The sequence below is a fragment of the Paenibacillus aceti genome (assembly GCF_003614185.1).
In the GTDB taxonomy this organism is placed as follows: domain Bacteria; phylum Bacillota; class Bacilli; order Paenibacillales; family Paenibacillaceae; genus Fontibacillus; species Fontibacillus aceti.
This window is the reverse complement of record NZ_KZ987724.1, coordinates 316351-328703: the sequence shown is the minus strand read 5'-3', so window position 1 is coordinate 328703 and position 12353 is coordinate 316351. Positions and strand designations below refer to the sequence as shown.

Here is a 12353-nt window from a genome sequence, read left to right as displayed (position 1 = left end):
ACTCACCTTATTTATTTTATAGCTTCCTTGGCACCATCTACTCCGGTAATCACAACCGAGAGATGGCTCGATAAATCGATTTCAAATGGGGCCTTCAAGTCTTCCCCGTCACAATTAGTCAGTACCCGGATAATCGGCCGATGTGGAATTGCCTTGTGAATCTTGGCGACTACACCTCGCTCGCCAGTGCTCAAATCAACAGTCATCCCTATTGGGTAAATGGCAACGTGATCTCTGAACAGCTCCAGCTTCGACTTCTCATACCATTCCCCGCAGCCCGTATACAGTACCTCCAACGCCTGATGGGGCAGCATCGCCGGGCGATATACCCGGTGAGTCGTCATCGCGTCGAATGCATCGGTGATCGCAACCCAGCGGGCGAATTCATGGATCTCGTCGCCCTTGAGTCCCCGCGGATAGCCGCTCCCATTAATCCGCTCATGATGCTGGAAGGCGCAATGAGCCGCCTTGAGGGGAATCCCCGGTTCATCTTTTAACAATTTAAACCCGATCTCTGTATGCTGCTTCATCTGTGCGAACTCTTCTTCCGTTAACTGCGCGGGCTTATTCAGGATTTCCTTCGACACCTTCGTCTTACCGATATCATGCAGCATCGCTCCGAGGCCGAGTACAGTCAAATCCTCTTTACTATAGCCATAAACCTGGCCCAGCAATAAAGTATATATACATACATTCAAGGAATGGCGATACAGATAATGATCCATACTATCGATATTCATCATCATAATCATCGCGTCTTCCCTTGAGCTAAGATCATCTATAATCGATTCGACCAGACCTGAGAAGGTCTTGCCCAGATAGGGATAGACCATTCCTTTCATCGCCGGCTCCATCAGCTTCTTGAAGTTCACCCTGATCTCATTCAGCGCGCGGCGACGCGTGGATTCTTCGATCATTTCGCTGACCTGGATATCGTCTGTACGATGATCAGCAATGTAAATATAATCGAGGCCGTGATAACGCAAGCGACGAATGATAGCTTCATTTATTTCCGCATTTTCCGATAAGAGGACGATGCCATCCTCATTGTAGATTTTCTTTCCCAGCTTCATTCCTGGCTGCAAGGAATCTATGGCTATTAAACGCACTAAACCACTTCCGTCTCGTTTATAAGTCGCTTGGTCTAGATATCTTCCACCTGTTGAGGAAGCAGCTATCTACGGCCTCTGTCGTCTGTAATTCCAATCTGAGCAAATCACGTAAAAATAGAGGAAGCATAAATTCCATATCATCCCCATACTGTAACCGCTCATAGCCCACTCCGAAAGTGAACATATCAAGTGTACCAACCGTGTACGTTACTGTAGGCTCCAGCGGGATCCCGGCTATACGTGCCTCAATAATCTGCTGATATGGCGCCGCATCCGGATTATAAACCAGTTCCAGGCCATCGACACAAATTCCGCCCAGTACCTTGCCACGAAAACCGTAGCCGAATATTTCCTTATCCATCATTTCCGGCAGTAGCGATTGTTCCAGCGTGTACAGAATATCCTCACCCTTAAGGCGCATCGTGCATGGGTTGATCGGTGATGGGCAACGCTCGTGCAGCATTCCTTCGCTAATTGCGCCAGAAGGAAGCCCGCTCAGCAGTTGTCCGCTGTTCACCATCGACAAGTCGCTATTCGTGAACCGCCTCACCGCTTGGGCAAGCAAATTACCGAATGGCGATTCATTATGGTACGAGATCGGTAAATCCCGTTCCGTTATCGTAACCGTCCGGCTCAACTGATTTTGAGCCTTTTCCCGATCCATGTCAATGGAATGCAGCACAACTTCGTTCTCGATTCCAGGCTCAACCTGAAGCACCTTCCCGTCGTAGAGCTCGATCCTACCGTTAGTCGGATTCTTGCGGTATTTTATTTTGCCCAGATATCTGCCGAATTTCCCGGCGGCCGTAAGCGCCGTCTTCCCGACGAACAAGGGCTCCTCCAGCAGATGATGCGTATGCCCGCCGATGATCAGATCGATATCCGGTACCTTCTCCGCCAGCTGCTTGTCGAGCACAATGCCTAAATGAGACATGACCACAATCAAATCCACCTCTTGGCGCAGTTGTTCTACATCATATTGGATCGTCTCCAGCGGGTCAAGCGCATCCAGCCCCAACAGACTGTAGAAATCAGAAAAAGCCGCCGTAGCGCCGATTAATCCGATGCTGAACGAGCCCCGGCGAATAATATGTCGCTTTCTCATCCAGGATGGGGGCTGACCTGTTCTTTGATCCAGAATATTATTGCAAATAACAGGACAATTCAGACTCGCATAGGTTGCCTCCAGTTGCTCCGGGGTGAAGGTCAAGCCCTCATTATTTCCTATAGTAATTGCATCGTAGCCTGTCAGGTTAAGCACATCGACATTGGCCAGCCCCATAGTACCCTCTGTCTCCGGCGCAGCCCGATCCATATGATCCCCAATATCAAGGAGCAATGCTTCGCCCTTTGACTCGGACCGCAAGTCATCGATCATGGCCGCTATTCTGCTCATGGCGCCGAAATGGCTGTGTAGATCATTCGTATATATAATCGTTAATGTTTCTTCGTCCGTATCCGGCAACATGAATGCCTCCTTGTTGTCTTTTATTCATCAAACCTGCAAAAAATGAAGATAAATATAATTATATACCTTGAAAACGCCCACTGTCTTCTTATATATGATATATTATAGGGATTTAAGCATAAATTCCGAGGTGTATAAATATGAAAATAACCCTTTCCCTCTTCGCCGGGCTAGCCGACCGTCTCGGGACATCCCGGATAACCTTCAACTGTAGTGAATCTCCACTCACCGCCGGCCGCCTGAAGCAACTACTCAGCGAGTCTTATCCTGAAGCAGCTGCGCTGATCTCAGAATGCTTAGTGGCTATCAATCAGGAATATGCAGCGAGCGACTGCCTCATTGCCGAAACGGATGAAATTGCTCTGATTCCCCCTGTCTCCGGAGGCTGATGCGTGAGCATCGGTCTTTATTCTACTCTGTGATCTATTTTACTGCAAAATGACGCCCATGGGGCTATATATTAACCCCTAAAGTCCTGGATAATTTCTAGTAAATAGCATTTAAGAACTATGATACCGTTGTCAACCCATATATTACCTGATATGATTAACAAAAAGCCCAATATTGAGGTGTCATCTTCTTGAAAGTACATATTATGGACATTAATCCTGGAGACCTGCTCCAGTCTGACGTATTCAACCATTTTGGCGTATTAGTCCTGCAAAAAGAAAAAGAGTTGTCCAGCAATGCGATCGTTAAGCTGATGCAGCATGGTATAGACTATGTTGACATCGTCCCTCGTATGGATGAAGACATTCCGGACACCTCCACGCCTCCCCAGTTCATTCAGAAGATACAGCCCATATTTAACGAAGCCGTGGATGGATTTGAAGCCATATTTCTGGAAGCGCTCGCGAATGGAAACTTCGATGACTCTAAGGTAGACCGTTTATTAGAACCTATGGTCGAGCAGCTTGACGATCAGAAGGATGTCGTTGCATTACTCCTGCTCCTGAGCAACAATGACAATTATACATATAATCACTCTTTACAGGTTGGAATGCTATCCTATTATATCGCTTGCTGGCTTGGATATTCCAAGGAAGAAGCCTACAAAGTTGGTAAAGCCGGTTATTTAATTGATATCGGGAAAAGTAAAGTACCAGAAAACATCCTGTTCAAACCCGGCAAATTGACCCCCGAGGAATTTGAAGAGGTTAAGCGGCACACTCAATACGGATATGAGATCATTATGAACTCCACCGGGGACGAGCTGTCGGCACTCATCGCTCTGCAGCATCATGAACGCGAAGATGGAAGTGGATACCCGCAAAGGTTGACTGAACAGGAGATTCACCCTTATGCTAAAATAACGGCTGTAGCCGATGTATACACGGCGATGACCTCCAACCGGATCTATCAATCGAAGCAGGAGCTGTTCTCTGTCCTTAAGGAGCTTAATAGCATGAGCTTTGGCAAATTATGCCCCGAGCCGACACAGGCGCTCATTAATCATCTGCTGCCGAACTTCATCGGCAAGAGCGTCTTGCTCAGTTCTGGTGAAGTCGGAGATATCGTCATGACCAATCCTTCTGATTTCTTCCGTCCGCTGATTCGCACAGAATCCCGCTTTATCGACTTATCCAGAGAACGGGAGCTTACAATTACGGAGGTTTATATGTAGCATAACGTCATAGACATGATATAGATGATAGCATCCACCGTCACCGCCAAACTTTACATGAATAATAGACATAGGAGAGAGCGATGAGACTTAATAAATCATGGATTAATAAGACGGATAGCGCGGTACGTAAGAAGCTGGTCGAATTTAACCTTTCACAAGCAAGTGGAGATCTTACTGATGATGTCGGAACCGTTGAAATCACACTCCTGAATGAACAGGATGAGCTAGTGGCGGGCATTACCGCCTCGATCTATTGGAAGCAGATGCATGTTGATTTCCTCTGGGTTGACGAGTCGCTACGTGGCCAGAACAAAGGCACAGAGCTGCTGACCAAGGCCGAGGAGATTGCCCGACAGCACCATTGCCGCTATATCCAGCTGGAGACCTTCAGCTTCCAGGCTCCTGAATTCTATAAGAAGCAGGGCTTCACCATCTTCGGAATCCTGGACGACTCCCCTTATGACGGCGCGAAGCAATATTTTCTGAAAAAAGTGCTGAATTAACGTGCTTCCATTGTGGGGTGACTCCATACTCCATCGCACTAGCTCCATAACTGCAAATATGCAGGCTTTTGGGTCCCAAACTAGCTGTTCTTAGGAAATGCCTGCAAATATGCAGGCATTTACACCTTATACGTTGAAATCAGGCCACTTCAGCGAAAAAAGATGCCTTTTCGCAGGAATTTACGCTCGAAAGGCGGGATACAGGCGAAATTCCTGCATTTTTGCAGGCTTTGCCGAACTCCCCAACGGTACAGTGAGCTCTAACGAAACGTGGTATCGCTATCCGCGTCCAAAACGGCAGGTGAAAACTGTAACGAAACTGGGGAGCGTTATTTCACCTAAATTGCCGCTTGAAGCCACCATTTACCGCAAATAGCGCTATGGTGTTTCGTTAGATTCGAAACGCCCCCGTTTCGGAGCAAATAACGCTCTGTAGGTTCGTTAGAACCTCGAAAAATAAAAAAGGGCGCCCCAAGTCACAATAGTCATGACTTTGGGGATCGCCCTTTTTCCACTGTGAAGGTCTGATCTTAACCGATCGACCCTTCCATTTCGAATTTTATCAATCTGTTCATTTCAACCGCGTACTCCATCGGCAGTTCCTTCGTGAACGGCTCGATGAAGCCCATGATGATCATCTGCGTCGCTTCCTCTTCGGTCAGACCACGGCTCATCAAGTAGAAGAGCTGCTCCTCCGACACCTTCGATACCGTCGCCTCATGCTCTAGTACAATGTTATCATTCATGATCTCATTGTATGGAATTGTATCTGAAGTCGACTCATTATCAAGAATCAGCGTATCGCACTTGATATTGGACTTCGCGCCTTCAGCCTGACGGCCGAACGATGCAAGACCGCGGTATGTTACCTTACCACCATGCTTACTGATCGACTTCGAGATGATCGTCGAAGTCGTATCCGGTGCGAGGTGGATCATCTTCGCGCCCGCATCCTGGAGCTGGCCTTTGCCGGCGACAGCAATGGACAATACGCTGCCTTTGGCGCCGCGTCCCTTCAGGATGACCGCTGGATATTTCATCGTCAGCTTGGAGCCGATGTTGCCATCAACCCATTCCATCGTTGCATTCTCTTCGGCAACAGCACGCTTCGTAACGAGATTATAAATGTTCGGCGCCCAGTTCTGAATCGTCGTGTAACGAACACGAGCGTTCTTCTTACAGATAATCTCCACGACAGCACTGTGCAGCGAGTTCGTGCTGTAAATCGGAGCCGTACAGCCCTCTACATAGTGTACGAAGCTGTCCTCATCAGCGATGATCAGCGTCCGTTCGAACTGCCCCATATTCTCCGAGTTAATACGGAAGTAGGCTTGCAGCGGAATCTCGCACTTCACGCCCTTCGGCACATAAATGAAGCTGCCGCCAGACCATACCGCACTGTTCAAAGCGGCGAATTTATTGTCCGCTGGAGGCACGATCGTACCGAAATATTCACGGAAGATCTCCGGATGCTCTCTAAGAGCAGAGTCGGTATCCATAAAGATAACGCCTTGATCCTCCAGATCCTTCTGCATGCTGTGATATACTACCTCGGATTCATACTGAGCCGATACCCCGGCCAGGAACTTCTGCTCCGCTTCCGGAATACCAAGCTTATCAAAGGTCTCTTTGATCTCATCAGGAACTTCATCCCATGTCTTGCCTTGCTTCTCAGATGGCTTGACATAGTATTGAATTTCGTTAAAGTCAAGATCGTCCAGATTTCCGCCCCAGCGCGGCAGCGGCATCTTCTCGAATTGCTCCAGCGACTTCAGGCGGAAGTTAAGCATCCACTCCGGTTCATTCTTCATTCGGGAAATTTCCGTCACAATCTCGCGAGTCAAGCCTTTACCCGATTGAAAAATTGACTTATGCTCGTCGCGAAAGCCATACTTATACTCTTCCATTTCAGGTGCTTTCTTGGCCATGGCTGCATTACCTCCTTAAACTTTCATTAAGCTTATAAGCTCAGGTTTACTCTTCTTCATGAATCCCTTTTTTCAATGCGTTCCACGCCAATGTCGCGCACTTGATCCGGGCAGGGAATTTATTAACACCAGACAGAGCTTCCAGCTCTTCATACTCATCAAATTCGACAGCTTTCCCCTGCATCAGGCAAGAGAAACGGTTCGCCAGCTCCATCGCTTCCGCATAGGTCCGGCCCTTCACCGCCTCAGTCATCATCGATGCCGAGGACATGCTGATCGAGCAGCCCTCTCCGCTGAAGCGGGCATCTTTGACCACGCCATCCTCCAGCTTCAGCTGGAGCGAGATACGATCCCCACAGGTCGGGTTATTCAAATCTACGGTTAACGAATCGTCATCGAATTTTCCGCGGTTGCGCGGGTTTTTATAGTGATCCATAATTACACGGCGATATAAATCATCAAGTTGCATTATCCAAAATACTCCTTTGTCTGGACTAAAGCTTCCGCCAGACGGTCAATATCCTGCTCCGTATTATACAGATAGAGACTTGCTCTAGCTGTAGCACTGGCCTTAAGCCAGCGCATCAACGGCTGACAGCAATGATGACCGGCACGAATGGCTACCCCGGAGGCATCCAGAACAGTAGCTACATCATGCGGATGAATATCCTGCAGATTGAAGGTGAGCAGTCCGACCTCGCGTTCCCGCGGTCCGTAAAGCGTAAGCCCTTCAATTTCTGAGAGTTTGGCCGTGGCGTACTTCGCCAGCTTCGTTTCATGCTGATGAATCGCATCCAGCCCGATTTCCTGCAGGAAATCGATCGCAGCGCCCAGGCCGATCGCGCCGGCGATAATCGGGGTTCCGCCTTCGAACTTCCACGGAAGCTCCTTCCATGTCGATTCATATAGTCCGACATCATCGATCATTTCGCCGCCGAACTCAATCGGCTCCATAGACTCCAGCAAATGCTTCTTACCATATAGTACCCCAATTCCAGTTGGAGCGCACATCTTATGCCCTGAGAAAGCATAGAAATCACAATCGAGCTCCCGCACGTCTACCTTCATATGCGGCGTGCTTTGCGCTCCATCTACGACCATGACAGCACCGTGGCGATGGGCGATTTCCGCGATACTCTTCACCGGGTTAACCACACCAAGCACGTTGGAGACATAGGCGATCGCGACGATCTTCGTCCGATCGGTAATCATCTTCTCCGCATCCTCCAGCGCGATATTGCCGTCTGGCTGAAGCGGGATATATTTCAAGGTAGCACCCGTTCGTCTTGCTAGCTGCTGCCAAGGTATCAGATTGCTATGATGCTCCATCGGGGTGATGACGATTTCGTCCCCTTCTTCAAGCACCGCAGGCCCATAAGCTGAGGCCACCAGATTTAACGAGGTCGTCGTTCCCCGGGTAAAAATAATCTCCTGGGTACGCTCAGCCCCTATAAACTGCGCTACCTTCTCCCTGGCCCCTTCATATGCATCGGTTGCCCGGCTTCCCAGCGTGTGAACGCCGCGATGCACATTGGAATTGTCCCACTCATAGTAGCGTTGTACCGCATCAAGCACAGCACGCGGCTTCTGAGAGGTGGCAGCACTATCGAGATACACGAGCGGATGACCATTGATTTCCTGATGAAGAATAGGAAACTGTTCTTTGATCAACGCCGCATTCATTGACCCAACTTCCTTTCTACCAGTCCCTGCAGCTGCTGCTGCAATGGTTCCAGAGGAATCTCCGTAACGACCGGAGCGAGGAAGCCATAAATGACCAGACGTTCCGCCTGTTCACGGGTAATCCCGCGGGACATCAAATAATAGATTTGCTCCTGATTCACTTGACCTACCGAGGCTGCGTGTCCAGCTTTGACATCATCCTCATCGATCAGCAGAATTGGATTGGCGTCTCCGCGCGCCTTCGGACTGAGCATAAGAACCTTCTCGGTCTGCTCGCCATTGGCCTTGGTCGCGCCTTTCTCAATCTTCGTAATCCCGTTAATGATCGCCGTAGATTGCTCGCGCATAACAGCCCGGGTAATCATCTGGCTCTCCGAGCTCTTGCCGAAATGAACCGCCTTCGTCGTATAATTCAGCTTCTGTGAGCCTGATCCGACCGCGATCACCTTCATATCAGACAGAGATCCATTCCCTTTGAGGATGGACAACGTCTCACTCATCACATCGCCGAAGTTCATTTCACCGATGATCCATTCGATTGAACCGTCATTCTCCACGATCCCACGACGATAGCTCAGATCCGTCGTACTGGAACCCAGGTTATGCACTGTAGCGAATTGCACCTTAGCTCCGGCTTGCACGAATACTTCCGCTACACCGCTATGAACGATCGTCTTATCGAATTGAGCCGAGAAATAGTTATCTACATAAGTAACGCGGCTATTCGCTTCAGCAACGATCAAGATATGCGGTGCAAAGGTCGTCTTGTCATCCTCCTGTACGAAGATGCTCTGCAATGGAATTTCGATCTCCACATTGCGAGGTACATATAAGAATATCCCGCCGCTCCATAGAGCGGAATGCAATGCTGTCAGGCGGTTCTCATCACTCTTGACCGCCTGGTGCAAATATCGTTGCACAAGGTCTCCATGCTCGCGGACCGCTGTCTCCAAATCTGTGAAGATAACACCCTTCGCAGCAAGCTCAGGGGATAATTGCGCAAATTGTGTGCTGCTGTTCACCTGAACGATCAGATTGCTATGTTCCTTCAGATCGACCAGAGAAGCTACGCTATCCGGCAACTGCTGTGCCGACGCTGCATAGCCTTCACGTAATTGGCCGAAATTGCTCAGATCCCAGCGCTCGATCTTCATTTTCTCCAATCTTGGCAATTCAAGCTCTTGAGCGAGCTTCACTCCGTTCGCACGACTCTCCGTCAACCAGGCCGGTTCCCCGTTATTCACTGACGTTTGTCTTACTGCATCAAGTTCCACCGGAAGAACGATTTGTGTCGTCATTTCAGTTCCCTCCTTCCGTATTAGGCTTCTTGACCGACAGTTTCATCCGTAATTCCAAGTTCCTCTTTGACCCAATCATAACCGTCACGTTCCAGACGTTCTGCCAGCTCAGGACCACCCGATTTAACGATCCGGCCTTGCATCATAACGTGAACGACATCCGGTTTAATATAGTTAAGCAGACGTTGATAGTGTGTAATGATCAGGAATCCACGATCTTCATCACGCATACTGTTCACCCCATTGGCAACGATACGCAATGCGTCGATATCCAGACCCGAGTCGACCTCGTCCAGAATCACGAGCTTCGGCTCAATCATCATCATTTGCAGAATTTCATTCCGTTTCTTCTCCCCGCCGGAGAAGCCTTCATTCAGGTAACGGTGAGCGAATTCAGGATTCATCTCCAGTTCCTTCATCTTGCCCTCCATTTGGCGGATGAATTTAATCAGTGAGATTTCATTGCCTTCCTCACGACGCGCGTTGATCGCGCTGCGCAGGAAATCCGAGTTAGTGACACCAGCGATTTCACTTGGATATTGCATCGCCAGGAACAAGCCAGCACGGGCGCGCTCATCCACGGACATTTCCAGTACATCTTCACCGTTCATGCTCACAGAACCATCGGTTACTTCATATTTAGGATGTCCCATCAATGCGGAAGCAAGCGTACTCTTACCCGTTCCGTTCGGGCCCATGATGGCATGAATTTCTCCGCCCTTTATTTCAAGGTCAATTCCCTTGAGAATTTCCTTTCCTTCTATAGTTGCTTTGAGACCTTCAACAACGAACTTTGTCATTCTGATCATACCCTCCATTACTCGTTCTCTTTTGTGGTAAAGTCATTATAGCATAAATAATTCTAATAATTATCTGTTTAGAATTATTATTGGTGATTCTCACTGATTCTCATTCCATTCTACCCTACTTTGCAACCCGAATCAACGCAAGCAGCAAAGATTCATTTCCTTTTTAATATAGATTTGAATACTACGAATTACCTTGCAATCCGCCATGAATCCCGTATGGTTATAAGATTTTAGGACTATGCTTCCCTTTGAAGCAGTGCTATGATTAGTGGGTAAAAACATATGAAATGTTTTTGGGCACAAGCTATATTACATGAGTTTTTGGGGGAAATATGAAGAAATCAAGTGCAAACGACCAAGAGGAACTAGGTTTTCTATTTAATGTAGAAATTCTAGTCAGAGAGCAGACTAACGCAAAAGCACTGCAAAAACTGCTGCAGCTTCTGAACAGCAATGAGGACATTATCGATTATCGGGTCAATTCAGGTATCGAGCTGGGTGAGATCATCAGCTCCATGCTTACGAACAGGAAACAGTCATTCATCGCCAAGTCCTACAAGAGACTGAATGAGAATGCGGTCAACACATCCACCACCGATGATAAGACTGCAAAATCAGGCGAATCTCCCAAGGAACTGATTCAGGCCCAGCCTACTCATAACTTTGAGAACTTAGCCAAAAGTCAAGCTTTTGAAAACTGGATCAAGAAATACATCGCCGATAATTCACTCGTCCGCCTGCTGGTCAACCGCAATGGAGAACGGCTCAGCATTCCATGCCGGATCTTGAACTTTATTCCGGAGACCTATACATTGACGGTTTATCATGTCGACGAGAAGCAGGTATATTCTTTTCATCTCAGTGAAATTATCGATCTTAACGAGAAATGAGGAGCTATTATCCGAAACAGCAAGGAAGCGGACCATCTACTTCATTCGTAGATTCGCCCGCTTCAATCTATTTTACTGCTGCTTCTTATCCCATGCTGCCAGAATGAACATCAGCCAGCCTGCAAGGAAGGACACCCCGCCCAGCGGCGTAATCGGACCGAACCATCTCCAGCCCGTAATAGCAAGCAGGTACAAGCTGCCTGAAAATAGAATCGTCCCGATCAGAAACAGGATATTCGCCCAGCGCCATCTACCTGCATTGCCTCCAAAGGCGGCAGCCACAGACGCCAGTATCATCCCGAGCCCATGGATCATTTGATAGTGAACCCCCGTCTCGAACGTCCCCAACGCAGCCTCTCCGATTTCCGCTTTCAGCACATGGGCGCCAAACGCGCCTAGCGCCACAGACAATAACATGAGTATAGCGCCGATCCCGGCATATTTGCGTTGCATTCTAACGCCTCCTATTTATACTTCAAATCTTCCTTTTACCATCTTAACCCAACGGATTGATACATTCTAGTATAATATACTAGTGAAATAATCATTGATTTTTTGGCAGAGATATGAAAAATTAAACAGAGTGACAATTATGGCCTAAAGGAGACTTATTTAAATGGAAAACTTTGACCAGAGGAATTACCCTACATATCCGCCTCACCTTGCGCAAGCTAACCAAGCGATTCAATCGCCTAAACATTCAGGTCCTGGCATCGCCTCCTTCATCATGAGCCTGGTGTCGTTCTTCGGTTATATTGTTGCCACTGTGCTTGTGTCAGTAGCTGCGGCTAATGTACTGGACAGTCCTGAGGAACTGTTCGAGAGTTATTTCATTCAACAAGGTAGCGCGATTGCTGGCGTCTTGATCTTGGTACTAACCTTCGCCGTGAATCTGGTCGCGCTTATTCTCGGTATTGTCGGATTAACGATGAAAAACCGCAAGAAGGTATTCGCCATTCTGGGGACGGTATTCTCGGCATTATTTATACTGCCAGCGCTCATCGTGTTCTTATTCGCAAATCTATAATCCAGGAA

The 12353-nt window shown here is 48.2% G+C and carries 14 protein-coding genes; 6 read left to right on the top strand and 8 right to left on the bottom strand.

The window, feature by feature from the left end; translation table 11 throughout:
- Window positions 1–11: 11 nt before the first annotated feature.
- A complete protein-coding gene (locus BFJ94_RS01410; RefSeq protein WP_120460512.1) occupies window positions 12–1109 on the bottom strand; it encodes an HD-GYP domain-containing protein in 1098 nt (365 codons plus the stop codon).
- 19 nt (window positions 1110–1128) lie between these two features.
- The gene (locus BFJ94_RS01405; protein ID WP_438803671.1) at window positions 1129–2577 is read right to left on the bottom strand and encodes a bifunctional metallophosphatase/5'-nucleotidase; all 1449 of its coding nucleotides are present in this window, start codon (window positions 2575–2577) and stop codon (window positions 1129–1131) included.
- A gap of 143 nt (window positions 2578–2720) precedes the next feature.
- Between BFJ94_RS01405 and moaD the strand changes: the two genes are divergently transcribed.
- The 4 genes from moaD to BFJ94_RS25280 all read left to right on the top strand — a co-directional run bounded on the left by moaD (window position 2721) and on the right by BFJ94_RS25280 (window position 5086).
- A complete protein-coding gene (gene moaD / locus BFJ94_RS01400) occupies window positions 2721–2969 on the top strand; it encodes a molybdopterin converting factor subunit 1 (RefSeq protein ID WP_120460508.1) in 249 nt (82 codons plus the stop codon).
- Between the two features lie 191 nt (window positions 2970–3160).
- Window positions 3161–4204 carry an HD-GYP domain-containing protein gene (locus BFJ94_RS01395; protein ID WP_120460506.1) on the top strand — a complete coding sequence of 348 codons (1044 nt, stop codon included), beginning with the start codon at window positions 3161–3163 and terminating at the stop codon, window positions 4202–4204.
- 83 nt (window positions 4205–4287) lie between these two features.
- The gene (locus BFJ94_RS01390; RefSeq protein ID WP_120460504.1) at window positions 4288–4710 is read left to right on the top strand and encodes a GNAT family N-acetyltransferase; all 423 of its coding nucleotides are present in this window, start codon (window positions 4288–4290) and stop codon (window positions 4708–4710) included.
- A 109-nt stretch (window positions 4711–4819) separates the two neighbouring features.
- Window positions 4820–5086, top strand: a complete 267-nt coding sequence (locus tag BFJ94_RS25280; RefSeq protein ID WP_162944111.1) for a hypothetical protein — start codon at window positions 4820–4822, stop codon at window positions 5084–5086.
- Between the two features lie 154 nt (window positions 5087–5240).
- On the opposite strand, the gene sufB is transcribed toward BFJ94_RS25280, so the two are convergent.
- Genes sufB through sufC form a run of 5 tightly spaced genes read right to left on the bottom strand, consistent with a single transcriptional unit; the run spans window position 5241 to window position 10419 of the window.
- Window positions 5241–6638 carry a Fe-S cluster assembly protein SufB gene (sufB, locus tag BFJ94_RS01385; RefSeq protein ID WP_120460502.1) on the bottom strand — a complete coding sequence of 466 codons (1398 nt, stop codon included), beginning with the start codon at window positions 6636–6638 and terminating at the stop codon, window positions 5241–5243.
- Between the two features lie 46 nt (window positions 6639–6684).
- On the bottom strand, window positions 6685–7107 hold the full coding sequence (gene sufU / locus BFJ94_RS01380) for a Fe-S cluster assembly sulfur transfer protein SufU (protein WP_120460499.1): 423 nt from the start codon (window positions 7105–7107) through the stop codon (window positions 6685–6687).
- The gene (locus tag BFJ94_RS01375) at window positions 7107–8321 is read right to left on the bottom strand and encodes a cysteine desulfurase (protein ID WP_120460497.1); all 1215 of its coding nucleotides are present in this window, start codon (window positions 8319–8321) and stop codon (window positions 7107–7109) included. Before BFJ94_RS01375 ends, sufU begins: the two co-directional genes overlap by 1 nt.
- On the bottom strand, window positions 8318–9619 hold the full coding sequence (sufD, locus tag BFJ94_RS01370; RefSeq protein ID WP_120460495.1) for a Fe-S cluster assembly protein SufD: 1302 nt from the start codon (window positions 9617–9619) through the stop codon (window positions 8318–8320). The genes BFJ94_RS01375 and sufD overlap by 4 nt, the downstream gene beginning before the upstream one ends.
- A 20-nt stretch (window positions 9620–9639) precedes the next feature.
- Entirely contained in the window at window positions 9640–10419 is a 780-nt protein-coding gene (gene sufC, locus BFJ94_RS01365) for a Fe-S cluster assembly ATPase SufC (protein WP_120465038.1), read from the bottom strand.
- A 341-nt stretch (window positions 10420–10760) separates the two neighbouring features.
- Between sufC and BFJ94_RS01360 the strand changes: the two genes are divergently transcribed.
- Window positions 10761–11318, top strand: coding sequence for a hypothetical protein (locus tag BFJ94_RS01360; RefSeq protein ID WP_120460494.1), 558 nt, complete (start codon window positions 10761–10763; stop codon window positions 11316–11318).
- A gap of 72 nt (window positions 11319–11390) precedes the next feature.
- Here BFJ94_RS01360 and BFJ94_RS01355 read toward each other — a convergent pair whose 3' ends face one another.
- A complete protein-coding gene (locus tag BFJ94_RS01355) occupies window positions 11391–11771 on the bottom strand; it encodes a DUF423 domain-containing protein (RefSeq protein WP_120460491.1) in 381 nt (126 codons plus the stop codon).
- 163 nt (window positions 11772–11934) lie between these two features.
- Between BFJ94_RS01355 and BFJ94_RS01350 the strand changes: the two genes are divergently transcribed.
- The gene (locus tag BFJ94_RS01350) at window positions 11935–12345 is read left to right on the top strand and encodes a hypothetical protein (RefSeq protein WP_120460489.1); all 411 of its coding nucleotides are present in this window, start codon (window positions 11935–11937) and stop codon (window positions 12343–12345) included.
- Window positions 12346–12353 lie beyond the last annotated feature (8 nt).